We start from the raw sequence: 26,120 nt of genomic DNA, 5'->3' as shown, positions 1-26,120 counted from the left end.
CTGATTTTATGAATCGGTATATGAAAAGGCGTGTTGGGAATATTATGTACGAATACTGCGACTATAAGGGGAAATAGCCTATGACCATAACACCGGAACAGCGGATTACCCTGCACGGATTTAACAACCTGACCAAATCATTGAGCTTCAACATGTACGATATTTGTTACACCAAAACCAAAGAAGAACGCGAGGCGTATATTGAATATATTGATGAACAATACAACTCAGATCGACTGACAGCTATTTTAAAAAATGTATCTGACATTATCGGCGCCCACGTGCTCAACGTAGCCCAGCAGGATTATGTACCTCAAGGAGCCAGCGTGACCGTACTTATATCCGAAGGACCCATTGTGGAGGTACCGACTGAATCTTATGCCGAGTCACCCGGCCCCCTACCTGAATCTGTCGTGATACAGCTGGATAAAAGCCACATTACGGTTCACACCTACCCGGAATATCATCCAGACGAGGGGATCAGTACGTTTCGAGCCGATATTGATGTCTCTACCTGTGGGGAAATCTCCCCGCTCAAGGCACTCCACTATTTGACTCATTCTTTCGACACCGACATTATGACGATTGATTATCGGGTGCGCGGCTTCACACGTGATACGAATGGACATAAGCTTTTCATCGACCATGATATCGCCTCCATTCAAAACTATATTCCGGACGAAGTGCGCAGTCAGTATGACATGATCGACGTGAATGTGTATCAGGAAAATATTTTCCATACCAAATGTAAGCTAAAACAATTCGATCTGGACAATTACCTGTTCGGCTACACCAAGGAAAGCCTGAGTGAAAAAGAGCAACAAAATATATCAACACGTCTCAAAATCGAAATGGACGAAATTTACTACGGTAAAAATATGACGTAACAGATCGAATGCGTAAAAATAAAATAGATCATTTCATTGAAAAAAGGATGATCGCTTGGACTGGAATATAGCCGGGCTTTCGTCCTTTGTTAAATACAAAATAATAGATATTACTCAACTTGATCTGTACAAGCGAGAGATTGTTCACTATGATAGGGGAAGAAACCACTAATTTAAAATAACAGCATGGATTTTACATCCGCTTCTTATTGTAAGCGCAATCAATTGATCCTACGTATGATTTTGTTATGGAAAACAAAGGAGGAATTTGTATGCAAGGCGGTATTGGCGGTAAAAACATCATTTTACGATTGGAAATTTCCACCGGGCACATCCAATTTGGTCAATTGATTACGCTGGTAAACGAACATGGCGGAGATGTGATTGCCATTGACGTCATTAGCACCTCTGAGAAGGTCACCGTGAGGGATATTACGGTGACCATTGCCGATCCAGCAGAAATCGACCGTATGATTGCCCGAATTAAAAAAGCACAAGGTGTTAAAGTATTATCCATCTCTGATCGTACCTTCCTATTACACCTCGGGGGCAAAATTGAAATGCAGCCCAAAGTCCCAATTCAAAACCGCGATGACTTATCCCGGGTATATACCCCCGATGTGGCACGCGTATGCATGGCGATTCACGAGGAACCCGACAAAGCTTTCCGTTTGACGATCAAGCGCAACACGGTCGCTGTCGTCTCTGACGGAAGCGCTGTCCTCGGGCTAGGTAACATCGGTCCCTATGCAGCCATGCCGGTTATGGAAGGCAAAGCTATGCTGTTCAAGCAGCTCGGCTCCGTCGATGCCTTTCCAATCTGTCTGGATACGCAGGACACCGAAGAGATCATTAAGGCCATTAAGCAAATGGCCCCAGCTTTTGGCGGTATTAATCTGGAGGATATTTCATCGCCACGATGCTTTGAGATTGAACAGCGGTTACGTAAAGAGCTGGACATACCTGTTTTTCATGACGATCAGCACGGCACAGCTGTCGTTTTATACGCAGGGCTGATCAATGCGCTCAAAGTTGTCGGCAAAGCCCTGTCTGACGTCAAAATTGTCGTCTGTGGTATCGGGGCTGCGGGTGTGGCTTGCACCAAAATTTTGCTATCTGCAGGGGCTGTCAACATCATTGGCGTAGACCGCCATGGGGCTCTTACAGCTGATGAAACATACGAGCATCCGATGTGGAACTGGTATGCGCAGCATACCAACCCTGAACGGCTGTCTGGCACGCTGTCCGAGGTTCTGAAGGACGCTGACGTGTTTATCGGTCTGTCGGCAGGTGGAATACTGCAACGAGAAGACGTGAAACGTATGAAAGAAGCCCCGGTGCTGTTCACTATGGCTAACCCGGTTCCTGAAATTGCGCCAGAGGACGTCGAGGACATTGCAGGTGTCATCGCCACCGGACGTTCGGATTATCCTAACCAAATTAACAATGTGCTTTGTTTCCCTGGCATCTTTCGAGCGGCGCTCGACTGCCGTGCTCGTGAAATCAACGAAGAGATGAAGCTGGCGGCCGCAGAGGCCATCGCAGGCACGATCCGTCCTGAAGAACTAAACAAGTTGTATATTATCCCAGGTGTATTTAACGAGAGTGCGGTTCAACGGGTACGTGAAAAGGTAATTCAAGCCGCGATTGCGAGCGGTACAGCCAGAAGAGTGCCTCGGGATTTCAGATAAAAGAAAAGGATTGCTCCCCTAAATGCGGGTGCAATCCTTTTTGCTATCGAGAGATCAAGCTTCATATCCGTTATCTTTACAGCGGTTATGACCTCCATTTAGAGAACAATTGACTGGCACGCTGAGCAAACTCCTCCAGATTAAAGTTGGAGTTATCCAGCTTGTAGTACCATTTTTTAATCGTATCCAAAATCCATGAGGGCACCTTAACCTCCGAGATACCGGAATAAAACGTATGATACGCCCACACCAAATGCTCCCAGCGCTTGTCATCGCCTTCCTTCACGTATTCCGATACGTCCAATACCTTGGCACGCCCATCTTGCATAAGTACATTCTTGAGGTGAATATCACGGGGATTCAGCCCCTTGGACCGGACAAATTCCCTCGCCTTTTCCACATCCAGAATGACCTGCTCTGGCACAGGAATTCCTTGCAGCAAACAATCCAGCAGCGTAATACCGGATTCATAACTTATGACAATATACTTGTCGCCTTTTCCGTAATAATGAGGAAAAAAGTCAGACCCTCGCAAACGCTCATATACGTCGGCCTCCGCATCTTTTTTCTCGATCGCCATGTCTGAGTACACCTTGAACGCGTAGCCTGGCAACGTATCGAGCGTAAATACGGCCGCATCTGTCCCGATGCCAATACAGCGGACGTCTTGAGTGGCTGTTTTAATGGTAACCGGATCATTATCCTCCGTACTGTATACGGTCACTTGACTTATGATGTCTTCTGCCTGCCTCCATTGTTCTACCATGCGCGATCCCCTCCTTCTCTGTTCTAAACCTTTACCAATGAAGTTAGTTCTATAACAGATAAATAGTATTACGGGTTATCTTTTGGAATGGCTTCAAAATAGGTTGATTCTTTTAAAAAATACGGTATGTACCGTGTCTAACGAGCGTCCGGCAGCAGCAACCTTCTTAACTCTGCATAGCTTGCTGCTGTTTTATAGTTCCCCAGCACATCAGTTTCCGGGGGAGCATTCCTGTGATTGAACCAGATCACCTGCCAATTTGCAGCTATAGCTCCCGCCACGTCATTACGCCAGGAATCCCCAATGTAGCAGCAGTGCTCTGCTAACGTTCCTGTCCGCTCATTCACTACTTCGAAGATGCGCGGATCAGGCTTGGCATAGCCAACAGTCCCAGATACAAAGATATGCTCTGCCGCAACATGATTTTCCAACGCCATCGCCTTGATCTTGCTCATCTGGTGTTCTTCAAGACCGTTTGTAATTAATCCAACTAAAAAGCCAGCCGAGCTCAATTCATTTATTAACGAGGTAGCCCCCTCAAAAGGCTCAATTCGGTACTGACGATCCAAGTATTCTTGCTGAACATGTACTGCCTGCTCACGGGTGATTTCTACCCCGAATTCTTGTAAAGCCAGAATGAAACGGCCTTCCCTCATCTCATCCAGTTCATCCGGCCCTGCCTTCCCCTCCAATAGTCCTCCTTTAGCCGATAGTGCGTCGCTGTAATAGCGAATACGATGGTAGGCTTTCTCATAAGGAAAACGCTCATTCAATCCTAATACTGTACGCAATGCATCGCGTGTAGGGTGCAAATGATCGTACATCGTATCATCTACATCAAAAAAAACAGCCTTCTTTTGCAAGTTCATATGCCCACTTCTTTCTGTTAAATCTTCGGATGACGCTCCTTTTCACCTTGTCCTGATATTATACCCGTTGGCCTGTTACGTTGCACCTTGTCCTTCACACCGCGCATCCTGCAATCACACTTCACGGTTGCTAACATACACTGAAAAGACCGCATTTTCGCAAACCCACTTTACTTCTCTACCGAGCTAACATAGGTATCTTGTCCTGCTTTGCTCGAAAGCGTTTTATTTGACAACACACGGGTAAAAGGTCACATTTTTGAAAATATTCGTCATACAGGTTTACATTTCGTGTAAAATCACGTACCTTTTAGGGATGAACGCTTTAATGGATGTATTGGATAAGGGAGGCATACACGATGGATTCCGGTTCTAACCTAGCCTATGGATCAGCTACACCTTTGATTGAGGCACTTATAGAATTTGAAAAGGAGCTCGAAGCGAACCGGCATTCTCTGAGTTTTGATTTGGGATTGATTATGGAGCAGGGCCGCGCGCCACGATATATGGCTACACCACCAGATGTTATTCCTTTTGCCCACGCAGGAGTGGACGGAATACATTATGGCTTTTTAACGGATTTTGGTCTTGAAAAGGACCTTTCACAGGCCCCTATCGTATGCGTATCTCCCGTCGATTGGACGGGTGTATGGGTGGTTGCCCGTCATTTGCAGGATTTTTTAAGCGTTGTTTATACAGAGAACAGTTCATTAAAACGATACTACGCCAGCGGAGACGACTATTCTGGACATGCAGGTCAGCGACTGCCTCAGCTTGTAGATGAACGCACCGCGTTTGTACGCGAATGCTTTCGGGAACGATTTGGTATCGAACCGATTCAGGATATGGCTGCCTATATCGACAGCTTGCGAGCAGAACGGAAGCACAATGAAGCAGCTCCTACGCTGAACGGCTTGGGCATTCAGGTATCTTCTTCCGCGAAACATAGCTCTTCTATGGAAAGTACCCTCTTGACCGTAACGGAGCCTTTCCTTTGGGAACAACAAGGCGAAGCTGTACGTGAATTGTTCTATAACGGTTCGCGTGAAGCCAGACTGGCCTTTATTCGGGATGCCCAGACACGGCATCTGTTCACCCATTCTGCCCTTCGTGCTTTTGTAGCTGGACAGCTTAAGTTGATGGGCCTATCTGAGGCCGCAACATATCTGGAAGAGTCCTACTATACCGTTATTCCCGATATGATAGAATCTTGACGAAAACTTCGATCCCCCCTAACATAACCGCCTCTGAAAAGGCGGCTTTTTGTGCTACAATAAATGAAAATAATAGGGTCGAACGGCCCGGTACGAATGAAAGAGAGCGAGTATGAATAATCATTCCTATCCTACTCCTGAAATCATTGAAGTTTGTCTGTTGGCGGGCAAACTGATGATGCAAAATGGAGCCGAAACCTATCGTGTTGAAGACACGATGTCCCGCATTGCTTCAGCCTATGGCATATCCCAGTCCCATAGCTATGTAACACCAACTGGGATTTTTTTTGCCATTAATGATTCGGAGCCTGCCAAGCTCATCCGCATCGTAGAGCGGACCACCGATTTGCACAAGGTGACAGAGGTCAATTCCATTTCACGTAAAATCAGCACAGGTGATTTGTCTCCCCGCGCTGCCGTCAAGGAGCTTGCGGAGATTGAGCGTGGCCCCCTCCGCTATTCCAACCGTGTACAGCTGATGGCTGCTGCGTTGGCCAGCGGTTGCTTTATGATTATGTTTGGTGGTGTCTGGCGAGACTTCCCCGCAGCTGTGTTATGCGGCGGTATCGGATTTGCAGCCGTACAGTATTTTCACAGGCTCGTTAAGGTCAAGTTTTTCTCAGAGTTTTCTGCATCTTTTCTAATCGGCTTGCTGGCGGCTCTGTTAACGATAGTAGGCTGGGGACAGATGATGGATAAAATTATAATTGGCTCCGTCATGCCACTGGTTCCAGGCTTGTTAATTACAAATGCCATTCGTGATTTAATGTCAGGGCACCTTGTTTCGGGTCTTTCCAAGGGAGCCGATGCTTGCCTGACGTCTTTCGGCATTGGAGCTGGCGTTGCGGTTATCATTTCTTATATGTGATTCGGAGGAGATTCAAGTCTATGCTTGCACAATTATTCACAAGCTTTATTGCCACCGCTGGTTTCGGCATACTTTTCCACGCCCCCCGGCGCTCGCTGCTGCAATGTGGTTTTGTTGGTATGCTAGGTTGGCTGGTCTATTATTCAACCACGGACAGCATGGGACCTGTGAGCGCCAGCCTTTTAGCAACGATCCTCATCGGCATCGTCAGTCAAGGCTTTGCGCGGCTGTACAAAATGCCTGTGATTATTTTCAGCGTAGCAGGCATGATTCCGCTCGTTCCAGGGGGAATGGCCTATAATGCCATGCGCCAGTTCGTACAACAACATTATCCTCAGGCACTGGAGCTGGCCCTGAGCACGCTGATGATCGCAGGAGCTATTGCTGTCGGTTTGGTGCTCTCTGAGGTGCTTAATCAAATTTTTCACAACATACGTTTTAGACCTCAGCGTTAAAAGCGATGAAAATAGCAAAATAAAAGAGGCTGCTCCCAAAATCATCCGCAGTGTAGAGACGATTTTGAAAACAGCCTTTTTCTGTACACATTACAAAAAAATATTTAACTGTCATAAACTATTATTCATCCACTCGCTTGCCCAATATCGCCAAATCTCGCTCTATGCTGTCCAGCACAGCTACACGCGGATAGTACCCCCATTGCTCAAAACCAAACTTCCGCAGCAGCCCAATACTTGGCTCATTATGACCAAAAACAAATCCCAACAACGTTGTAATCCCCAGTCTCGGACATTCATTTAGCAAATGCTGTACCAGTCGACTTCCTGTTCCGGTTCCACGAGAATCCTCATGGACGTAAATGCTAATTTCTGCTGTACCGTTATAAGCTGGACGCCCATAAAAGGACTGAAGGCTGGCCCAACCGGCAATGGTCCCCTTTTGCTTTAAAACCCACAAAGGGCGGTGGTTCTCCTGATGAGCCTCAAACCATGGAATGCGGCTCTCCACTGTCACCGGTTCCAGATCTGCGGTGACCATTCGTCCTGCAATCGTAGAATTATAAATATCCACAATATCGGGAAGATCCTCTCTGCACGCAAATTCAATGGAAAAAGATTGGTCCTGATTCATTATTCGTATCCGCCTCCTATGGTGTGATTTATTTATTGTACAAGACAAGCGCCCGATCAGCCATATCGAGTTGTTTTGCGGATTAGTCCCAAAGGGTTTTATAATAGAGCTTGAAGATAAGGAAAAATAAAAACGGGGAAAACGATTTAACACGATGAGACGGGAGGTATGTTTCGGAGTCAAGGATTCTGAAGCAGCTTAATATGAATATTGGAACTCAACTCTTGATTTTGGAAATACCTATGGAATCTTTTTTTGGAAAAACGACTATTTATCCTGTACTGCTCAAGGACGAGGATGGACTTACACTGATTGACACGGGAATGCTCGGCCAATTTGAGCCATTACGCAAGGCTATCTCAGATGTGGGTGAGGATATCAGCCGCGTGAAAAGAATTATTTTAACACATCAGGATATTGACCATATCGGAAATGTTCATGCACTGCTGGATCTGCTGCCGAATACTGCCCTGTTAGCCCATAAGGATGACGTTCCTTACATGACAGGAGAGCGACCGTTTGTGAAGCTGACGTCGGAACGGATTAAACAAATGGATACTGTGCTCAAGCAGCAAGCAGAGGATATGATTCGCCGCCTGCCAGATTTGCGCTTTGCTCATATTCTTGAGGACGGTGAGCATCTGCCTTATGGTGGGGGCATACAGATTATTCATACACCCGGTCACACGCCCGGGCATATCAGCTTGTATGTGCCCGCACAAAAGCTACTGTTGGCAGCAGATGAACTGCTGGTAGTCGAAGGTGAACTGGTCGGTCCTGCTGAGTCGGCTACGCCGGATATGCCATTGGCTCTGAAGAGCCTCGAAAAGCTGACGGTATTGGATGTTGAAAAGGTAATCTGCTACCATGGCGGCTACTATGATCAGAACGTACAAGCACGTCTGCAAACATTAAGTCAGGCAAGAGAGTAAGCCATTCAAAGCTATAAATTATGATGTAATAAGAGCTATAATGAATACATGGACAGAAAGGAATGAGACTCTATGAATGATAAAATTACAAGATTATATGATGAACTGAAATCACAATCTTGGGATGGCCTGCTTGTGACCGATCCCAAACATATTTACTATCTGACGGGCTTTGCCAGTGATCCGCATGAGCGTTTTCTTGGTCTCGTGCTGCTTCGAGACCAAGAACCAGAACTGATCGTACCCGCTCTGGATGCAGAAGCCGCCCAAGCTGCTTCTTCTGTGACTCGTATATCCACCCACACCGATACGGACAATCCATATGATCTGTTGCGTCAACGTACAGGCACCGGAGTGAAAACATTCGCACTGGAAAAGGAGCACGTCTCCGTCCTCCGTTATGAACAGTTACATACTGCTATTGGCGCGACTCAATATGTGGATCTGGGTCCTGTGCTTCAAGAAATGCGTGTGAGAAAAACTCCTGAGGAAGTACAACGTCTGAAACATGCAGCTCGTTTGGTGGAAGATGCTCTTCGCCACGGCCTCACCCATGTGCGCGAAGGAGTGACGGAAGTCGAGCTGGTGGCCGAAATCGAATATCAGATGAAAAAAATCGGCGCAGATGGCCCGTCCTTTGACACGACAGTGCTATCTGGACCCAAAACAGCCTTGCCTCATGGTGTTCCGGGCACCCGCAAGCTACAGCCTGGTGATCTGCTCATGTTTGATATGGGCGTATATTCCGATGGCTATGCTTCGGATATTACGCGTACTTTTGCTTTTGGAAAGCTGACGGCTGAGCTGGAAACGATTTATAATACGGTTCTTCGCTCGAACGAAGCGGGAATTGCCGCCATTCGCCCGGGAGTTTCCTGCGCATCCGTAGATCAGGCAGCACGGGCTGTTGTTGAAGCCGCTGGATACGGCCCTGCCTTTAACCATCGAGTTGGACACGGCCTTGGTATGAGTGTTCACGAATATCCATCTGTACACGGAGGCAATAGCGATCTGCTTCATGAAGGCTTCGTGTTCACAATCGAACCCGGCATCTATGTGCCAGGCCTCGGCGGTGTGCGGATTGAAGATGACGTTTTGGTCACCTCTAATGGTGTTGAAGTGCTTACCTCTTTTCCAAAAGAACTGACAGTGCTCGGATAAACCCATCGCTATTCATTATATTGGTATGTAAAAAAGGATGAAAAAAAGGAGGGGCAACCCCAAGCCATCATGGCTTGAGGGTTTGCCCCTCCTCTTCTATAAAGCGGAAATTGCGTGCGATGTACAAAATGGGTGTACCCGCCGCGGTCAGTACAAATTTTAAGATGTAGGTGGTGAATAATATCTCGAGCCATATCCCCCACGCATAACCGTAAAAGGCAATAGTACAGAAAATGAGCGTATCTATAAACGAGCTGATCATCGTGCTGCCATTGCCGCGAATCCAGAGCTGATGACGTTCCGGGAAGAACTTGCGAATCCAGGCGTACAGACGCACGTCCAGCAATTGACTGACCGCATAGGCTGTCAAGCTGGCAAGCGCAAGTCTTGGCAACAATCCGAACAGCTGTTGCATCGGTGTCTGGGCAAAATCCGTTGCAGTAGGCTGGAACTGCAGCACCATCTGCATCGTTATCGTCGTCATAATCAGAGTGAAAAAGCCGAACCACACAGCTTTACGCGCTTCTTTAGGCCCATATTTTTCATTCAGTAAGTCGCTGGCCATATACATAGAAACATACATCGTATTTCCCAATGTCGTGGTAATGCCGACCAGATCAATCGTTTTGGTTACCTGAATGTTGGCCAGTACAGTAGCAACACCAATCCAGGCGTACAGCCCTTTTTTACCGAACAACCGAAAACATAACAAAAAGAACATAAAATTGACGAGGACAAAAGCTGCCCCCCATAACAGATTAAACATGAAATCCTCCTAGTTTTGATAGCGCGGGATGGTTGCGAACCGCGGTTCATCCGAAGCAAGCCGGAAAAACATTATTTTAATGTATCATAGATTAGGATTTGTGAACAGCCATAATTTACACTGCCCTAAACTCAATACAAAGAGCCGACCTTATGGCCGGCTCTTTGTACAGCGTACATACAGTACGTGTGTTATATAGGCTACAGATGTGATATGAGACTGATCGTACACCCTTCATTTATCATTACTTAAGAGTGTGCCGTTGCATCCAAATCCATACCATGATTATTGAATACGTCTTGATCGTTCTCCTTGAGCACCTTGCCTGAAATGAGACCTGCAGTAATAGAATCATTGACATTTAACGCTGTGCGTCCCATATCAATCAACGGTTCGACTGAGATGAGCAATCCTGCCAATGCCACTGGAAGATTCATGGTGGAAAGCACGATCAGGGAAGCGAAAGTGGCACCACCGCCTACACCCGCCACGCCGAACGAGCTGACCGTAACGACCAGAATCAGCGTGAGGATAAAATCCCAGCTCGTTGGATCAATACCCACGGTTGGAGCAATCATAACCGCCAGCATTGCCGGATAAATACCAGCACAGCCGTTTTGCCCAATAGTCGCTCCCAAGGTCGCAGACAGATTCGCGATGCCGTCGGACACACCAAGCTTTTTCGTTTGTGTTTCAACATTTAACGGAATGGTCGCCGCACTGGAACGAGAAGTAAAAGCAAAAACCAGTGTAGGCAATACCTTTTTCACATACGTCACCGGATTGTAGCCGAACAAGGCCAGCAAAATAAGATGAATGATAAACATGACCAACAGAGCCACATAAGAAGCGAGCACAAACTTGATTAGCTTCAAAATTTCATCTGGATTGGTCGTAGCTACTACTTTAGTGATCAGTGCTAAAATGCCGTAAGGAGTCAATCTCAGCACCAGCGTTACAATCCGCATCACTACAGCGTACACTGCATCAATCACCTTACGGAAGGTTTGCGCCTGTTCCGGTTTTTTACGATCCAATCCGAGCACAGCCACCCCGATAAAGGCCGAGAAAATAACCACCGCCAGCGTCGACGTACGACGTGCTCCCGTCATATCCTCAAAAGGATTTGAAGGAATAAATTCCAGCACCTGCTGTGGAATGGTCATGTCCTGAACTGTTCCAAGGCGCTCTTCCATCTTCAAGCCCTGTGCTTGTTCCTTTTCCCCACCTTGAATCTCAATTGCCTTTAGGTCAAACGACAGGCTGGTTACAATACTAACTGAAGCAGCAATTGCCGTTGTAATCAGTAGTACTGCAATAATGGACACGCTGATTTTGCCAAGGTTCTGTCTTCCCTTCAAATTCATAATAGCCGAAATAATCGACACCATGATAAGCGGAATAACGACCATTTGCAGCAAACGGACATAACCGTTACCTGCGAGGTTGAACCAATCAACCGATTTTGTAATGACCTCTGATCCTGCGCCATAAGCATATTGTAGAATAGCCCCGTAGATCAGTCCGAAGCCAAGTCCGGCAAATACCCTTTTTGTAAAGGAGATGTGCTTTTTCTGCATCCAGACCAATACGCCTAGCAGCAAAAGCAGCACGATTACATTTAAAATAATAAAGAAGGTATCCATGTATTATTTCCTCCAAACTTATACTTAATATGTTTTATAAGGTGATCCTTCAATCCGAAGAATACTATATCACAAAACCAACTATTTTTGTAGGTTTTCTAACAATAAAATAGTTAAGCAGCTTCAAATTTGGATTTTATCGAAAACGCCAAACAGCAAGCCTTCATCTTTCGAGGGCTTGCTGTTTTTTTGTCCTGAACAGAACGACATGTATTCAACTTAGCTGCCGGGGCTCTTTTCCACAACCGAGTTCGGAGAAGCATTCATGCCAGATGTAGATACTCCTTGCGAATGCTCGTCTTTTTCATCCACAAAGCCCACAAAATACGTAATTACGCCAGCCGTAACAAACGAAATCAGCATACCCACAATACCGTACACAAGCGTGGGTTCAGAAAATAAAGGCAAACTGAGCAGCCCAGCAGAGACACCAATACTAGTAAGCTCCGTTTCAAACAGACACATACAAGCCCCACCAACGGCTCCACCGATCATAACTGCTATTAACGGTTTTTTGAAACGGATATTGACACAATACATGGCCGGTTCAATGATTCCCAGCATGGCCAACAAACCTGTGGACGCAGCCAGCGTTTTGACTTTGGCATTTTTGGATTTAACACATACGCCAAATGTTGCGCCAGCCTGAGCGAAAGCCGCTGCAATGACCACGGGAAAAAGGTGATCATAACCCAATGTTGTAAGCGAGCTGATCATAATCGGTAGCATTATATATTGCATACCTGCAATAATAAGCAAAGACATCGTGCCTCCGAGCAACAACCCTGTAAATACTTCTGCATTGTCAAACAACCAGCCTAGTCCATCGGATACATGTTGGCCGAGATAACTCCACAGTGGCCCGAAAGCGAACACCATTAAAGGTATAGTGATCATCAGTGTCAAAGTCGGGACAACCATTAATTTAAGTGAATAAGGGATATACCTGTTTAACCATTTTTCGACATACGATGCTATCCAGACGACAACAAGTATGAGTACTATAGATGAAGCAGCTTGTGGGTCTATAACTGGCAGACCGGCAAAACGTACCTCCTCACCAGACTGGAGTAAACTTGTTAATTGGGGATGGAATACGGATGCTGCGATGGCTGCCGCAACAAACACATTGCTGCGCAGCCTTCTTGCCGCACTTGCCGCAACGAAAATAGGTAAAAAATAAAATATCCCATCGCTGATAGCCGTTAAAATAGTATATACCTGCGGATCAAACAACAATAAACCGAAGGATATTAAAACTAATATAATTACCTTAACCATTCCCGCACCAATCATTGCCGGCAAGATCGGAGTAAATACGCCTGATACATAATCTAATAGTCGACTTATCGGATTTCTCCCTGTGGCAGCTCTATAACTGCCGGAAGTCAGCTCCTGTGTATCTTCTCCTCTGACCTGCGAAATCACTTCTTTGGAAAGTAAATCCCGATTCATAACAACCGTTTCCCCTTTTATATGTATATTGAAGACCACTTTCGAACTTACAAACCAAGCTTAGAAGAATATTGTAAAAAAGCCGTATTCCTTATGCTACTTATATTACTTCTTTTTTACAATAGTTTTAAAGAAGGAGTAATCTATTCGTTTTTATGCACCAGATAATTTACATCTAACTTACATCTAAACACCTAAGACCATAGTTATATATTTTTTGTTTGTTTTTGGGCAAATATGACTATTCAACCGTCTGTTAATTATGTAAAATAGGTCTAACCTACTTTTTAGTAAATCATGGATTACTTCCCTTTCATATTCTTGTCCCTTGAATTCAGCTGAAATATACATAGAATCCGAACATTTTCAGTCTTTTCTTCAAGCAAGGAAAGGAACACAAGTAGATCATGGCGTGTCAAGTATCTATTGGACAAGCGGCCTACTTCAAGCAGGGAATTCGTCTGATTTTATTACCATCATGTGAGAGGAGATTTTTCATGAAGCGTTTTAATCGTTCCATTGGCGCGAAATTACGAATTATGTTTTTGCTGATTCAGCTCTTTGCGTCCCTTTTGTTCAGCATCAGTTTCTATGCAATATCCATGAGTATCATTAATAACAGTGTCATGCCTCAGGTAGACCAATTGCTAGAAACTGGAGCTAAAAATGTGTATCAGGATCTCAATATTTCCTTAGCTGTTCAGGCTGGGCAAGGAAGCGGTTCTGATTCCGGCTCCGCTATACAGATGGAATCCTATCTTCAGGACAAGGTCGATACCCTCAAATTAGAATCGGCATATATCACGGTAGTGAAGGATGATAAAGCCGAAGTCGTCGCACGGAATGTAAAATCAGTATACAAGGTCAAGGATGCACTCATTCCTGTTGAGGATATTAAAAAAGCAAAACAAGGCGAGATGAATATCAGTGAAATTTACAGCGATTCATACGGAGTACACAAAACCGCCTTCTTTGCTATATCAGGTAGTAATCTAGTTCTGGGTGTGAACGAAGACGTCGGATTTGTACAGGAAAAATCCCAACAAATTCTATGGATTTGCATAGGTATTACAGTGGCAACGCTCCTGCTGGGCGGAATTATTTCTACCCTCGTGATACGTAAAGTTGTAGAACCCATTGCTGAATTGGTTCGTCATAGCGAAAAAATTGCTCAAGGTGATCTTTCACAAGAAGCGAAGGTTCATGGAGTTAATGAAATTGCCCAACTTGCCCGCAGCTTCCAATCCATGTCTCATAACTTGAAAGAAATGATCGGCCATGTACTTTCTACATCCGGTGCGGTTGTTGAAGGATCGGACGAGCTACTTCGTCGGACTGAGGCTATCAGTGTAAAAGTGCAGGACTCTACAGTTGCCGCAGAGGAAGTAGCAAAGGGCAGTACCAGCATAGCTACAGCTGCTGCTGAAAATGCACAGGCTATGGAGGAAATCGCTCAAGGTGTTCAGCACATCGCCTCCTCTGCCAATGATGTATCCGATCAAATCAGTGAAGCGACAAAAGAAACGGTTAACGGTAATACGCTCGCTCAAAAGGCTGTAGCTCAAATGTCACAGGTAGGACATGCTGCCGATGAATCGCTTCGATACATCCATAGTATGAATGAGCGCTCAGAAGCCATTGGCAGTATCGTTTCGGCTATTTTCGATATTACGAAGCAAATTCAAATGTTGTCCCTGAATGCCTCCATTGAAGCTGCCCGTGCGGGCGAACATGGACGGGGCTTTGCCGTAGTAGCCGGAGAAGTACGTAAGCTTGCCGAGCAATCTAAAGAAGCCACACAAGAAATTTCCGACTATTTGGTTACCATTCAAGAAGTATCGCAACAATCTGTGGACTCTGTGACCCAGGTGAGCCGTGAAATTCATTCGGGAACGGAAATGGTTCAACAAGCGAGCTCAGCCTTTAACCAGCTAAGTGAGCTTATGCAAAAGATCAATGCTACGATTCAAACGGTATCTGCAGCAACAGAGCAGGTATCTGCCAGCTCGGAGGAAGTATCTGCTTCCGTGGAAGAGACAGCACTCATCGCAGCCAATGCACAGCATATGATTCAAGAAATCGGTTTAAATGCCGATGAGCAACTGAATGAAATGGAAAGCCACAGCGAGGTTGTTCGCCAATTAAGCAAACAAGCAACCGAACTACAAAAGGCTGTCCAAAAATTTAAAATTACGTAAGCCGATACAATACAAAGAGGTATCTCACAGTCTTGAAAATGGCTGTAGAGATACCTCTTTATTTTTTAAAAGCGATTTTAATAATCATCCATGAAGTTTATGAATCCATTCCCATAATACGATAAATTTGCTCCATATCTAAATGAGCCCGGACCACCTCTGCGACACGGTCAAACTCTCGTTCCTTGGCTTCACGTACAGTAAAAGTGCTTTCTAAAGGTGCCAAACCCTTGGCTTGTCGCAATCCATCCAGCCAGCACCGGCGAAAACGGTCATTATCAAACACACCGTGCAAATAGGTTCCCCATACTTTACCGTCTGTTGTACCCCAGCCTTCCTCAAAAGCTGTTCCTTCGCCACGCCGGATATAGAATAACCTTTTCATTTCGCTTAGGTTTAAAGTTCTATCTGTAGGTGCGCATGGTTCCGTAACATACTCCGTAACGCCCATATGTATTTCATAACCTTCAATGCTTGGCTTGCAGGCAGAACCTGAATCAGTCGCAGTGCTAAGCAAAAGCGGGCAATGATTAGACAGGGTTCCCTGTACGCGTACGGTTTGCTTTTCCTTTAAAAAGGTCGTGGATAGAGCAAGCCAACCTAACCCTTCTGCCTGCTGCGGCAACCCAGATTCGACGGCTTCGGGATCAAATAGTGCGGTACCCAGCATCTGATAACCTCCACAAATGCCAACGAGCTGCGTGCGTCCGGTATTCATAGCCTGCCGAATGTCTTTCTCCAGACCTCTCTCACGCAATTCCAGCAGGTCTCCAATGGTGTCTTTGGTCCCCGGTAAGATAATGGCGTCCGGTACGCCCAACTGTCCGGCTTCTGTGACATAACGAACACTCACATCCGGTTCTGCGGCCAGAGCATCCGTGTCTGTAAAATTGGAAATCCGCGGATATCGTATCACCGCAATATCCAGTTCTTTATCCTTTGCAGATTGTTTGGGCTTCTTATCCAGTACTACCGAATCCTCAGCTTCAATACGAATGTCTGGCAGATAGGGCAATACACCGAGTACAGGAATGCCTGTCCGTTCTTCCAGCCAGTCTAATCCTGGTTGAAGCAGAGACAGATCGCCTCTGAATTTGTTAATGATAAATCCGCGGATACGCTGTACTTCATGGGGTTCCAGTAATTCGATAGTTCCTACGAGAGAGGCAAAAACACCACCCCGGTCGATATCTGAAATAAGCAACACTGGAGCATCCGCCCAACCTGCCAGATTCATATTTACGATATCGCGGTCCTTCAAATTAATCTCTGCCGGGCTGCCTGCCCCTTCCATAAGGACAATATCATAGGTATCACGCAACCGATTCAGAGCATCCATAACGGTCTGTTTGGCTTTTGGCAAAAAATCCTTCCGGTAATCGGAAGCGCTCATATAGGCATAAGGTACACCGTGTACAACAATCTGTGAGTGCATATCTTTGACCGGCTTAATCAGAATCGGATTCATGTCAGTTGTGGCCTCAATACCGCAGGCCTCAGCCTGCACCCCCTGAGCGCGTCCAATTTCCTTGCCGTCCTCGGTAACATAAGAGTTTAACGCCATATTTTGCGACTTAAACGGTGCGGGACGATATCCGTCCTGCGTAAAAATACGGCAAAGCGCAGTCGTCACCACGCTTTTGCCCACATCCGACGCTGTTCCTTGAAGCATTAATACGGCTGCCGGGTTCGTGCAGGACGGTTCGAAAGTTGACAATTGCCTCTTCCCCTTTAACGAATTCATTTCAAATCTGGTCACAACCCGTACAAAATGACAATAAACAACAATAAAACAGCCTCCAGCAATTCGTTTAAAGTTCCGTATATATCTCCTGTAAGTCCACCCAAGCGGCGGTTAATACAGTTTGCCGTGAAGGTTCCAACACCGTAAGCCAAGACCGGAAGCAACACAAAACCTAGCGAGATTGGAAGGCTCTCAGAATATGAAAGGAACGTCTGTAAGTAGGATCCTGCCAACGACAGATTCCCAGTCCCCCTTGTTGCTGTAGCCAAATCTGCCAGAAGATATTGTCCTACGGCAGCACTTAGGGTCACTAATACTGCCCAGAATACGGCCAACCCTACGCGGCCACCACTCATATCAGCAAAACGCGCAGCCAGCCCATCATCATTACGGGCTTTAGGCCAGCGTTTCATTGCATGTACCATAAACCAGCGGCTCCAAACCATCGGAAGCAGTAGCAAGCCAGACACATTCCGTTCAACCAGCACCGTATACAGCAAAGAAGCCTTGAGCATAAGTAGCAGCACACAAGCAATAACGCCCATTGCTCCTACACGGCTATCCTTCATAATCTCCAGCATCCGCTCACGGGATCGGTAGCTGAATAAGGCATCAGCCGCATCCATCCACCCGTCCAAATGCAACCCGCCCGTCAACCAAACCCAGACAACAAGCGTAAGAATCGCACACGGCAACGGCGGCAACACCATAGAAGTAAGCGCCGCAAAGCCCCAGACAATGATGCCAATAACCACTCCCACCAGCGGATAATAACTTGCACTGCGTTTAAGCAAATCCGGGGAAAAATCTATTTCCGCCTTCACCGGAAGACGCGTTAAAAATTGAAAAGCCGCCGCAACAGCCTGACGTTCGCGGCTCATAGCTTATATTCCAACTGTTTGAGTTCTACGGGAATCCCCGCCGTCACCAAAAATACTTCATCACAAAGACGGGCAATCCGCTGATTCATAACCCCACTCAAATCCCGATACAGCCGACCCAGCGGATATTCGGGCACAATACCGTCACCAACCTCGTTGGTTACGATGACGAGCTGCCCTGGATACTGCTCCACAGCTGCCGCCAGTTCATTAATGGCAGCTCTGGACGCAGCTTCGCCGTCCTCGCCTGCGGCCAGCAGTACGTTCGACAGCCACAGGGTCAGGCAGTCGACCAGCAACATAGGCGCGGGCTGCGACGCTCGATCGCCACCAAGCCGCTGCAGCAGCTCCGGCAGCGCCTGCGCTTCCTCCAGCGTCTGCCAGTCGTACCCAGCAGACTCGCGCTGGACCCGATGAAGGGCGATGCGCTCCTTCATCTCCATGTCATAGGCTTGCGCCGTTGCAATGTAGCAGGCGCGCGAAGCGCGCGACATGCATAATCGCTCGGCAAAGCCGCTTTTCCCGCTGCGTGCCCCGCCGGTCACCAGCGCTTTCATCGCTGCGCGGCCCCCTGACCGTCCGATACGCCTGCATCGGCAAAGGTCGCCATTTCGCGCATGATGCGGCACGCCGCATCAATCAGGTGCAAGCTAAGCGCACCGCCTGTGCCCTCCCCGAGCCGCATGTCCAAATAAAGCATGGGCTCCAGCTTGAGCTGGCGGAGCACCGCCGCGTGCCCGCGCTCGTCCGAGGCGTGCGAAGCGAGCATGTACGCAGCGCTAGCAGGCGCAAGTGCACGCGCTGCAAGGGCGGCTGCGCCTGAAATAAAGCCGTCCAACACGACTGGACAGCGATGTGCGGCTGCGCCGAGGATGACTCCTGCCAAGGCGGCAATCTCCAGACCGCCGACCTTAGTGAGCACATCGAGCGCATCATTTGCATCTGGCTGGTTTACGTCCAATGCGCGGCAGACAACCGATATTTTACGGGTAAGCCCAGCCATATCTACACCCGTTCCCCGGCCTACGATAACTTCCGGCTCTAGCCCGGTAAGAGCACATACGACCGCAGCGCTGGCTGTCGTATTCCCGATGCCCAGTTCTCCGGTAACGAATAGCCGTGTGCCACCTTTGACCGCTTCTGCTACGGCTTCAGCTCCGGCCAAAACCGCCTGTTCCGCTTCCGTACGTAGCATCGCTGGCCCTTTAGCTATATTCGAAGTACCCATGCGTACCTTACGGTCCACCAGATTCGCGTGAGCGACATCCGCATTCACGCCAACATCTACCACCTTGACATCTGCGCCCGCATGGCGTGCCAGCACATTAATTGCCGCGCCACCTGACAGCATGTTATACAGCATTTGCTGTGTAACCTCAGCCGGAAAGGCACTGACTCCCTCTTCACACACCCCGTGATCCGCAGCCATGACCATAACCGTTTTAAGATCAAATTCAGGCTTGTCCACTCCTGTAATTCCTGCTAGCTTGATGGCCACACTTTCCAACTTTCCAAGACTTCCCGGTGGCTTTGTTAATTGGTCCAAATGGGCTGAAGCTGCCGAGGCCGCCACCCCATCCGGCTGGGCAATGCTATCGATCAGCTGACGCAGCTTGTTGTTCATATCTTCCACTCCCTGCTCTTTTTAAGTGTGTTTCATCGTTTATTTAATCTGCTGTATCCGAAGCACTTCTGCGCAGCAAGAGCTGCGGCACACCGCTATCAGGATGCGGAAGCATCACAGGCTCAACACCGTATACTCGTCGAATCCGATCCTCGGTTAATAACTTCGATGAAGCTCCCAATCCTTCAACCATTCCATCCTTGAGTACAAGCAAATCTTCGCAAAATTGGGCTGTCAAGTTAAGATCATGCAAGACCGCAATGATCGTCACACCCGTTTCTTGGCGCCAATCTGCCAGCAGTTCCATAAATTCAAGCTGATAGCGCAAGTCCAGATAGGTCGTAGGCTCGTCCAGCAGCAATATTCGTGGCTCCTGCACCATTACTTTTGCCAAAGCTACACGCTGTCGCTGTCCCCCACTCAAGCGGTCCAATGCTCTGTCCGCCAACGTGGTAAGACCTAATCGCTCCAGCACGCGATCTGTGATCGCCTCCACATCAACACCCTTTTCCCTGCCTAACCAGTCCTGATGAGGAAAACGTCCCATTTCTACGACTTCCCTGACGGTGTATCCCACCGGAGGAAGCCCTTCCTGTTGGAGTACGGCTATGAGTCGGGAAAGCTCTTTTCTGCTGTAGCTACCGACCTTTTTGCCATAGATATGAACGTTTCCCGAAGTTGGCTGATCTACACCCGAAAGCAGATGCAGCAAGGTCGATTTTCCACTGCCGTTCGGACCAATAATCCCCCACCAAGTTCCTTCGTCGACGCTCCAGCTTATATTCTTTAACGCATGGAACTCTCCATAGGCACGTGTCAGACCCGCTACCTCTAATGCCCGATCACGCACTTTCTGTGATTCACTTTGTTCTGTCACAGCAGTTCCCCCCTGCGCAGCTTCTTGTTCCGATACAGGAGATATGCGAAGAACGGTGCCCCAACAAAGGCCGTCATCACGCCCAGAGGAATTTCCGTGGGGGCTAACAACGTGCGAGCCGCCGTATCTGCCCAAGCCATAAAAATGGCTCCACCGAGCGCAGATAATGGAACAATCATCCGGTAATCAGGACCTGTCACCAGACGAATGATATGCGGTACAACAAGTCCCACAAAGCCAATCACTCCACATACCGAGACAGCGGCAGCTGTCAGCAGCGTGGAAATGATCAGGACAGATAGCTTCGTCGCATCTACATGAACTCCCATGTGAGCCGCCTGACGTTCACCCAAAGCCAAAATATTCAGCACCCGTGCCCGGTTCCATAGAAATACCAGTCCTATGACCACATAAGGTAAAAGGATTCCTGTATATGACCAACCGCGCAGACTAAGACTTCCCATCGTCCAGTACAATATTTCATTGACCGTCTCCTTCGACATGGCTGTCAGAAAGGAAACAACCGCTCCCAGAAAGGATTGCATCACCACACCCGACAAAATGAGACTTTGTGTCGGAATTTTTCCACCTTCCCGTGCCAACGTCAGCACCATCCACAGCGTCAGCATTCCGGTCGTAAATGCCACTAGCGGCAGCGTCCATATGCCAACAAATGAAAATTGAAGGCCCCAATAGATCAGTACTGCCGCTCCTACCGAAGCCCCCGAGGATACCCCCAGTGTATACGGATCAGCCAAAGGATTACGCAGCACACCCTGAAATCCGGCTCCCGCCAGCGCCAGCGCTGCTCCTACCAACATTCCCAGTAACACTCGTGGCAATCTGACCTTCAAAATAATCTGCTCTGAGGATGTATTCCAATCCGGTGTAAACGTATCGCCTAACCACGGAAGGTGGTTAACCAGAATGCCCGTGATCTGGCTGACCGGAAGCTTGGCCGAGCCGATGCCAAGACAGAGCAGCAGCGTCAGCAACAGCAGGACAAGACCTGTCCCTCCAAAGCCGATCAGTTTACGGTTCATTTGAAAATTTCAGGATACACGCCCTTGGCCACTTCCTTGAGACCTTCCGTTACGCGTGGACCCGGACGACTGATCAAATTATCATCCACGGCAAACACCCGGTTGTGGCGAACAGCCGATATTTGATCCCATCCACTGCGAGCTTTAATGATTTCGCCGAGCGTTTGGCCAGTTTTGTCGTCCTTGACACTTTTGCTGTACAAAATCACGTCAGGGTTCGCAGCAATAATATTTTCTTCACTAATTTGGTACCACCCCTTCTGCGTGGCACCTACATTTTCGCCGCCCGCCAACGTAATCAGCTCGTCCATAAACTCGCCTTTACCAACTGTCCAGCCTGGTGAAAACTCGACGTATACCCGCAGCTTCTGCCCTTTACCGATATTTTTAACTCCTTCTTTCACTTCCGCTACATCTGCTCTCATCTTGTCAGTCACCGCTCTCGCTTCTTTCTGATGATCGGTGATTTTTCCATACAATTCGATGTTAGCTATGACATCTTCAACTGTCTTCGGTTCCGTTTTAAAAATCATAATTCCCATGTCGCGCAGCTTGGTCGTAGCCTGTTCACTAAGTGATATCCCTGCAAAAACGACTTCCGAGTTAGCAGCAATGATCGCCTCTTCGTTCGGTTTCATAATACCGCCTACTTTAGGCTTTTTCGTAGCTGCTTCCGGGTAATCAGAGTAGTCGGAGACGCCAACTATTTCCTTATCCAGTCCGATGGCGAACAGCGCCTCGGTTTCTGCCGGGGAGACGGAAACGATTTTATCCGGCGCTTTTTTGAATGTAAATTCCTGTCCTGTTGCATCCTTAACTGTGAGTGGGTAAACTGTTTTGCCCGGAGGCTCTTGTGCGGTTACGGTCTTTCCCGGCTGCTGTGCAGAAGTCTGATTCTCTTTATTTTCAGCATTTTTCCCATTAGCGCCACATGCACTCAGCACAACTGCCAAAATCAGAACCAATAAACCTGTTGTCCAAACCTTTATTTTTTTTCCTGCCATGATTTGCACCCCTTCATAAAAAAATCGTTAAGAGCGTTACTTGAGCATCATCAGATATCTTCTAAATCCAGCCTTCTTTTCCTATCAAAAAACCCCCGCATCCTTATATCAGGACACAGGGGTCACGTTAGCGCAGATCGTGCGCAGGCGGCAGCTTCTTTCCGCACGGACAGTCACTGCGAACACGTCATCCTTTCCTCGAAGGATTATGGTGACAGGCGGACGGGCAGGTATCCTGACTTATGGTAAGATGCATGTCCTGAAATTCCTTCATATGCTTAGTAGCACATAAAGCAGGACTAACGGGCATGCTTCCATTTACAGTGGCGGGACCGCGCCGGACTTACACCGACTTCCCTTTTAACAGCGCAGGCAAGGGAAACCATAGTTTCATCACACTGCGCCGACCTCGTCTGCTGGATATTTGATGTAGTGGTAGTCAAGCCGTTCTTTTACTTGATGATTATAGGTTAAAATGAGGCGGCTTACAACCCAAACAGCCTCTTTATCCACTGGTGTCTAACCTAATGAGGGAGCATTTCGGCTATGTAATTGTGCGGTCCTGCCAGCCTCAATTGAATCCTAAATGCTTCTCCCGGCTTCGGATTCAGACTCCAAAAATCATGGCCCGGTATCAGCATACAAGCTAACTGACGAATTACGCCACCATGCGTAACGACCAAAACAGAGAGCGGCCCAGCAGTCAAATCCATGGGTCGAACTTCCATAGCAACACGCCATTCATACAGAGAGTCAAGAAATTTCCGCAAACGATTCACAAAATCTGTCCAAGACTCTCCTCCAGGAGGGGTTATCCGTTGCGGCTCATCAATCCAAGCGCGATACAATGACACATCCTTGAGCATGTCATACGTTTTTCCATCCCACTCGCCAAAATGAAGCTCTCGCAGACGTGGTTCCATCATAGGAGACATAGTGGATAGGGAACCTCCAGACGTCAATTCTGACTCCGGCACAATGATCTGCAAGGTCTGGCAACATCGCATTAAATCGCTGCAATAGATTCGAGCAAAGGACTGCCCCTGCAATTCTTCTTGCAAAGGCTTTAATTCTTGTTCTGCTCCTGGTAGCAAACCTAAGTCGGAGTGTCCCATATATCGACGTTCCTTATTCCATAAGGTTGTGCCGTGACGAACTAACACGAGCTCCATGTCCCAATGCAGATCTTCTTTAGCATCATACGGCACCTTATCCTCCTGTGAGTTCGGACTTTGTACGTATTCTACCGTCCTTTTTGCTGCTATATCTTGTTTCAAGATCATGTCACTTCCTGCTCGATCATTATTCAGTGTGTCACGCCTCACCCTCACCGCACCCATCCCAAGGCAAAACAACCTGCGGCTCCTAACAAACACAATCCTACGAACATACTGGACACGGCGAACATCAGCTGGATTGTATACCGTATATCTTTCGACTCTAGCGGTCGTATCCAATCGCCCATGTATGCACGAAAAGAGCGTACGCCATGATACACATTATAGCCTCCAAGACGAATCCCCAGTGCTCCAGCAACAGCTGATTCCGGGAAGCCACTGTTCGGGCTTGGGTGCAGACGAGCATCTCGCTTGACTGTGCGCCAGCTTCTAGCAGCATCTCGCTTGTATATCCACGCCGCTACCACAAGCATTGCCGCTGTCAGGCGTGCCGGAATGTAGTTAGCCACATCATCCAGACGTGCTGAAGCCCAGCCTAAATGCAGATACTTTTCATTTTTATAGCCAACCATGGAATCTAGCGTATTCACAGCACGATAAGCCAGCGCCAAGGGTGCTCCCCCGATCAGGGCATAAAAAAGCGGGGAAATAATCGCATCCACGATATTTTCAGCGACCGTTTCAACCGTACCGCGTACAATCTCAGGTTCATCAAGCTGTTGCGTATCCCGCCCGACAATCATGCCTAGCTCCCGCCGTGCCGCAGCCAGGTCATCCGCCTGCAACGCTCGATATACTGCCATTCCTGCATCCTTTAGTCCTTTGGAAGCAATCGTGGTCGCAATCAGCACCATTTCTGCGCCGACAGATAACCACGGATGAATCCAGGCAAGCAAGTGCAACAGCGCCCAGGCGAGCGCAAAGGAGCCTCCCGCCACAATGAGCGGAAGCAGTATACCCGCACGTTTCAGCCCCCGATCACTGCGGACCTGGCGACGAATCGCTTTTTCCAATGCTGAAATGGCATGTCCCATACCGATGACTGGATGCGGCAACCACCTCGGATCACCGATCAGCCTGTCCAAAAGGTAAGCTGCCAGGATAATCAAGCTAACTGTCACGCCGCTGCTCCTCCTCCAGCACTTCACCCAATACAGACAGCAGCCTGTCGTTGGCTTCCGCGTCCTTGACCGCAATCCGAAAATGGCTCGTCGTCAGTCCCGGATACATAGCACAGCTACGTATAAGAATTCCGCGTTGTCCAAGCGCCTGCTGAATAGCCGATGCGCTCCACGTACCCGGCGCCCTTGCCAGCACGTAATTGGCTTCACCGGGAACGACACCGCAGCCCCATTCCGCCAAGGCGGTCAACAGGCGGTTGCGCTCCGCAGCAATCAGCTCCTGTGTTTGGCGCTCATATGCTTGCCCACTTCTCAAACACGCCTCCCCAGCCAGCAACGCCAATCCATTCACACTCCAGGTCACCTGTTTGGCCGTCATTCGCCGGATATAGTCCGGATGAGCAATCGCATAGCCCAATCGCAAGCCAGGAATGGCATAAAATTTGGTCATTGACCGGATCAAAATCACATGAGGATAGCGATCCAGCACAGGCAGCAGTGAGATTCGCCGTTCCAGCGGAATAAAATCAATGAATGCTTCATCCACCACCAGCACGGTACCCGTTGTGCCAGCCGCCTCTGCCAGCTCGCACAGCTCCTGCTCACTATATTGCACGCCATTTGGATTGTTCGGCTGTCCGAGGAACAAAACATCTACCTGCTCCATGAGCTGAAGGATGTCCTCCACGTCCGCCTTCCATTGAAGCGAGGCCTTCCCATACACCCGGTTGACCTCGGCTCCGAATTTGCCCGCCAGCTCGGCATATTCCGAAAAACACGGCTCCACTGTACCCACACGCTTAGGAGCTAGTCCCAATAGTAGGAGCGCCATGCTTTCAGCCGCTCCGTTTCCGATACTTAGCGACTCCGGTGGAACATGCAGTCGCCGTGCGAGCATATTTTTAAAATTCCGATGCCCAGGGTCTGGATAGCGAATCACAGTGTCAAATGAGTGTTGCAGCGCCTCAAGCACCTCTGGCGGTGGACCAAGCGGATTAATATTTGCACTAAAATCTACAAAATCCGCAGCAGCTCCGCCAAAAGTCGCGGCAGCTGTTTCCCTGTCTCCACCATGACCGTAAACCTCTATCATTGCCTCTCATCCT

General features: G+C 48.1%; 24 protein-coding genes and 1 riboswitch. Of the genes, 8 read left to right on the top strand and 16 right to left on the bottom strand.

Translation table 11 applies throughout. The features are described 5' to 3' along the window. Positions 1-80: 80 nt before the first annotated feature. Both speD and WA407_RS11280 read left to right on the top strand, forming a co-directional pair. The gene (speD, locus tag WA407_RS11285) at positions 81-887 is read left to right on the top strand and encodes an adenosylmethionine decarboxylase (RefSeq protein WP_013309324.1); all 807 of its coding nucleotides are present in this window, start codon (positions 81-83) and stop codon (positions 885-887) included. Positions 888-1,159: 272 nt separating this feature from the next. Then, positions 1,160-2,578, top strand: coding sequence for an NAD-dependent malic enzyme (locus WA407_RS11280; protein WP_134903719.1), 1,419 nt, complete (start codon positions 1,160-1,162; stop codon positions 2,576-2,578). Positions 2,579-2,663: 85 nt separating this feature from the next. On the opposite strand, the gene WA407_RS11275 is transcribed toward WA407_RS11280, so the two are convergent. Together WA407_RS11275 and WA407_RS11270 are read right to left on the bottom strand one after the other, a co-directional pair. Further along, complete coding sequence (locus WA407_RS11275) at positions 2,664-3,344, bottom strand: serine/threonine protein kinase (RefSeq protein ID WP_069291431.1); 681 nt, start codon at positions 3,342-3,344, stop codon at positions 2,664-2,666. Positions 3,345-3,481: 137 nt separating this feature from the next. Continuing rightward, positions 3,482-4,213, bottom strand: coding sequence for an HAD family hydrolase (locus WA407_RS11270; RefSeq protein WP_336077385.1), 732 nt, complete (start codon positions 4,211-4,213; stop codon positions 3,482-3,484). 359 nt (positions 4,214-4,572) lie between these two features. On the opposite strand from WA407_RS11270, the gene WA407_RS11265 reads away from it, so the two are divergent. The 3 genes from WA407_RS11265 (at position 4,573) to WA407_RS11255 (ending at position 6,750) form a co-directional block, all read left to right on the top strand. Further along, on the top strand, positions 4,573-5,427 hold the full coding sequence (locus WA407_RS11265; RefSeq protein ID WP_250262103.1) for a hypothetical protein: 855 nt from the start codon (positions 4,573-4,575) through the stop codon (positions 5,425-5,427). A gap of 112 nt (positions 5,428-5,539) precedes the next feature. Then, positions 5,540-6,295: a threonine/serine exporter family protein gene (locus WA407_RS11260; protein ID WP_061829072.1), complete on the top strand. Its 756-nt coding sequence runs from the start codon at positions 5,540-5,542 to the stop codon at positions 6,293-6,295. A gap of 20 nt (positions 6,296-6,315) precedes the next feature. Then, positions 6,316-6,750, top strand: a complete 435-nt coding sequence (locus tag WA407_RS11255; RefSeq protein WP_061829071.1) for a threonine/serine exporter family protein — start codon at positions 6,316-6,318, stop codon at positions 6,748-6,750. A 121-nt stretch (positions 6,751-6,871) separates the two neighbouring features. Here the strand turns inward: WA407_RS11255 and WA407_RS11250 are convergent, their stop codons facing one another. After that, on the bottom strand, positions 6,872-7,384 hold the full coding sequence (locus tag WA407_RS11250; protein WP_061829070.1) for a GNAT family N-acetyltransferase: 513 nt from the start codon (positions 7,382-7,384) through the stop codon (positions 6,872-6,874). A gap of 203 nt (positions 7,385-7,587) precedes the next feature. Between WA407_RS11250 and WA407_RS11245 the strand changes: the two genes are divergently transcribed. Together WA407_RS11245 and WA407_RS11240 are read left to right on the top strand one after the other, a co-directional pair. Continuing rightward, positions 7,588-8,316 carry an MBL fold metallo-hydrolase gene (locus WA407_RS11245; RefSeq protein WP_336077384.1) on the top strand — a complete coding sequence of 243 codons (729 nt, stop codon included), beginning with the start codon at positions 7,588-7,590 and terminating at the stop codon, positions 8,314-8,316. 72 nt (positions 8,317-8,388) lie between these two features. Further along, entirely contained in the window at positions 8,389-9,477 is a 1,089-nt protein-coding gene (locus WA407_RS11240; RefSeq protein ID WP_336077383.1) for a M24 family metallopeptidase, read from the top strand. A gap of 67 nt (positions 9,478-9,544) precedes the next feature. Here the strand turns inward: WA407_RS11240 and WA407_RS11235 are convergent, their stop codons facing one another. From WA407_RS11235 to WA407_RS11225, 3 genes are all read right to left on the bottom strand, one after another. After that, positions 9,545-10,243, bottom strand: a complete 699-nt coding sequence (locus tag WA407_RS11235) for a queuosine precursor transporter (protein WP_069291426.1) — start codon at positions 10,241-10,243, stop codon at positions 9,545-9,547. A gap of 248 nt (positions 10,244-10,491) precedes the next feature. Next, positions 10,492-11,889: an L-cystine transporter gene (locus WA407_RS11230; protein WP_061829066.1), complete on the bottom strand. Its 1,398-nt coding sequence runs from the start codon at positions 11,887-11,889 to the stop codon at positions 10,492-10,494. A 219-nt stretch (positions 11,890-12,108) separates the two neighbouring features. After that, positions 12,109-13,344 (bottom strand): PTS transporter subunit EIIC, encoded by a 1,236-nt coding sequence (locus WA407_RS11225; protein ID WP_254327655.1) that lies wholly within the window; start codon positions 13,342-13,344, stop codon positions 12,109-12,111. A gap of 497 nt (positions 13,345-13,841) precedes the next feature. Between WA407_RS11225 and WA407_RS11220 the strand changes: the two genes are divergently transcribed. Beyond that, complete coding sequence (locus WA407_RS11220) at positions 13,842-15,542, top strand: methyl-accepting chemotaxis protein (RefSeq protein WP_235307825.1); 1,701 nt, start codon at positions 13,842-13,844, stop codon at positions 15,540-15,542. A gap of 97 nt (positions 15,543-15,639) precedes the next feature. Here the strand turns inward: WA407_RS11220 and WA407_RS11215 are convergent, their stop codons facing one another. From WA407_RS11215 to cobD, 10 genes are all read right to left on the bottom strand, one after another. Continuing rightward, positions 15,640-17,259 (bottom strand): cobyric acid synthase, encoded by a 1,620-nt coding sequence (locus tag WA407_RS11215; protein ID WP_336077382.1) that lies wholly within the window; start codon positions 17,257-17,259, stop codon positions 15,640-15,642. Between the two features lie 38 nt (positions 17,260-17,297). Further along, positions 17,298-18,167, bottom strand: a complete 870-nt coding sequence (gene cobS / locus WA407_RS11210) for an adenosylcobinamide-GDP ribazoletransferase (RefSeq protein WP_336077381.1) — start codon at positions 18,165-18,167, stop codon at positions 17,298-17,300. Then, complete coding sequence (gene cobU / locus WA407_RS11205; protein ID WP_336077380.1) at positions 18,164-18,724, bottom strand: bifunctional adenosylcobinamide kinase/adenosylcobinamide-phosphate guanylyltransferase; 561 nt, start codon at positions 18,722-18,724, stop codon at positions 18,164-18,166. The genes cobS and cobU overlap by 4 nt, the downstream gene beginning before the upstream one ends. Further along, positions 18,721-19,791, bottom strand: a complete 1,071-nt coding sequence (gene cobT, locus WA407_RS11200; protein WP_336077379.1) for a nicotinate-nucleotide--dimethylbenzimidazole phosphoribosyltransferase — start codon at positions 19,789-19,791, stop codon at positions 18,721-18,723. Before cobT ends, cobU begins: the two co-directional genes overlap by 4 nt. Before the next feature lie 43 nt (positions 19,792-19,834). Beyond that, complete coding sequence (locus WA407_RS11195) at positions 19,835-20,668, bottom strand: ABC transporter ATP-binding protein (RefSeq protein WP_053324912.1); 834 nt, start codon at positions 20,666-20,668, stop codon at positions 19,835-19,837. Continuing rightward, positions 20,665-21,711 (bottom strand): FecCD family ABC transporter permease, encoded by a 1,047-nt coding sequence (locus WA407_RS11190; RefSeq protein WP_103047604.1) that lies wholly within the window; start codon positions 21,709-21,711, stop codon positions 20,665-20,667. Before WA407_RS11190 ends, WA407_RS11195 begins: the two co-directional genes overlap by 4 nt. Beyond that, positions 21,708-22,715 (bottom strand): ABC transporter substrate-binding protein, encoded by a 1,008-nt coding sequence (locus tag WA407_RS11185; RefSeq protein ID WP_336077377.1) that lies wholly within the window; start codon positions 22,713-22,715, stop codon positions 21,708-21,710. Before WA407_RS11185 ends, WA407_RS11190 begins: the two co-directional genes overlap by 4 nt. A 208-nt stretch (positions 22,716-22,923) precedes the next feature. Then, positions 22,924-23,117: riboswitch (cobalamin riboswitch) on the bottom strand. A 122-nt stretch (positions 23,118-23,239) separates the two neighbouring features. After that, the gene (locus WA407_RS11180; RefSeq protein WP_336077376.1) at positions 23,240-23,998 is read right to left on the bottom strand and encodes a histidine phosphatase family protein; all 759 of its coding nucleotides are present in this window, start codon (positions 23,996-23,998) and stop codon (positions 23,240-23,242) included. Between the two features lie 44 nt (positions 23,999-24,042). Further along, the gene (cbiB, locus tag WA407_RS11175) at positions 24,043-25,014 is read right to left on the bottom strand and encodes an adenosylcobinamide-phosphate synthase CbiB (RefSeq protein WP_336077375.1); all 972 of its coding nucleotides are present in this window, start codon (positions 25,012-25,014) and stop codon (positions 24,043-24,045) included. Further along, positions 25,004-26,107: a threonine-phosphate decarboxylase CobD gene (gene cobD, locus WA407_RS11170; protein WP_069291415.1), complete on the bottom strand. Its 1,104-nt coding sequence runs from the start codon at positions 26,105-26,107 to the stop codon at positions 25,004-25,006. The genes cbiB and cobD overlap by 11 nt, the downstream gene beginning before the upstream one ends. Positions 26,108-26,120: the final 13 nt, after the last annotated feature.

Source organism: Paenibacillus sp. 203, assembly GCF_037027525.1.
GTDB classification, from domain to species: domain Bacteria; phylum Bacillota; class Bacilli; order Paenibacillales; family Paenibacillaceae; genus Paenibacillus; species Paenibacillus polymyxa_B.
This window is presented reverse-complemented; position numbering and strand designations above follow the sequence as displayed.

Excerpts from the sequence above, each read along its gene's own strand:
- WA407_RS11230 (WP_061829066.1), bottom strand. The coding sequence starts at position 11,889 with ATGGATACCTTCTTTATTATTTTAAATGTAATCGTGCTGCTTTTGCTG.
- cobU (WP_336077380.1), bottom strand. The coding sequence starts at position 18,724 with ATGAAAGCGCTGGTGACCGGCGGGGCACGCAGCGGGAAAAGCGGCTTT.
- WA407_RS11240 (WP_336077383.1), top strand. The coding sequence starts at position 8,389 with ATGAATGATAAAATTACAAGATTATATGATGAACTGAAATCACAATCT.
- WA407_RS11270 (WP_336077385.1), bottom strand. The coding sequence starts at position 4,213 with ATGAACTTGCAAAAGAAGGCTGTTTTTTTTGATGTAGATGATACGATG.
- cobS (WP_336077381.1), bottom strand. The coding sequence starts at position 18,167 with ATGAGCCGCGAACGTCAGGCTGTTGCGGCGGCTTTTCAATTTTTAACG.
- WA407_RS11245 (WP_336077384.1), top strand. The coding sequence starts at position 7,588 with ATGAATATTGGAACTCAACTCTTGATTTTGGAAATACCTATGGAATCT.
- WA407_RS11255 (WP_061829071.1), top strand. The coding sequence starts at position 6,316 with ATGCTTGCACAATTATTCACAAGCTTTATTGCCACCGCTGGTTTCGGC.
- cobD (WP_069291415.1), bottom strand. The coding sequence starts at position 26,107 with ATGATAGAGGTTTACGGTCATGGTGGAGACAGGGAAACAGCTGCCGCG.
- WA407_RS11185 (WP_336077377.1), bottom strand. The coding sequence starts at position 22,715 with ATGGCAGGAAAAAAAATAAAGGTTTGGACAACAGGTTTATTGGTTCTG.
- speD (WP_013309324.1), top strand. The coding sequence starts at position 81 with ATGACCATAACACCGGAACAGCGGATTACCCTGCACGGATTTAACAAC.
- WA407_RS11265 (WP_250262103.1), top strand. The coding sequence starts at position 4,573 with ATGGATTCCGGTTCTAACCTAGCCTATGGATCAGCTACACCTTTGATT.
- WA407_RS11225 (WP_254327655.1), bottom strand. The coding sequence starts at position 13,344 with ATGAATCGGGATTTACTTTCCAAAGAAGTGATTTCGCAGGTCAGAGGA.
- WA407_RS11275 (WP_069291431.1), bottom strand. The coding sequence starts at position 3,344 with ATGGTAGAACAATGGAGGCAGGCAGAAGACATCATAAGTCAAGTGACC.
- WA407_RS11250 (WP_061829070.1), bottom strand. The coding sequence starts at position 7,384 with ATGAATCAGGACCAATCTTTTTCCATTGAATTTGCGTGCAGAGAGGAT.
- WA407_RS11280 (WP_134903719.1), top strand. The coding sequence starts at position 1,160 with ATGCAAGGCGGTATTGGCGGTAAAAACATCATTTTACGATTGGAAATT.
- WA407_RS11260 (WP_061829072.1), top strand. The coding sequence starts at position 5,540 with ATGAATAATCATTCCTATCCTACTCCTGAAATCATTGAAGTTTGTCTG.
- WA407_RS11180 (WP_336077376.1), bottom strand. The coding sequence starts at position 23,998 with ATGATCTTGAAACAAGATATAGCAGCAAAAAGGACGGTAGAATACGTA.
- WA407_RS11220 (WP_235307825.1), top strand. The coding sequence starts at position 13,842 with ATGAAGCGTTTTAATCGTTCCATTGGCGCGAAATTACGAATTATGTTT.
- WA407_RS11235 (WP_069291426.1), bottom strand. The coding sequence starts at position 10,243 with ATGTTTAATCTGTTATGGGGGGCAGCTTTTGTCCTCGTCAATTTTATG.
- cobT (WP_336077379.1), bottom strand. The coding sequence starts at position 19,791 with ATGAACAACAAGCTGCGTCAGCTGATCGATAGCATTGCCCAGCCGGAT.
- WA407_RS11190 (WP_103047604.1), bottom strand. The coding sequence starts at position 21,711 with ATGAACCGTAAACTGATCGGCTTTGGAGGGACAGGTCTTGTCCTGCTG.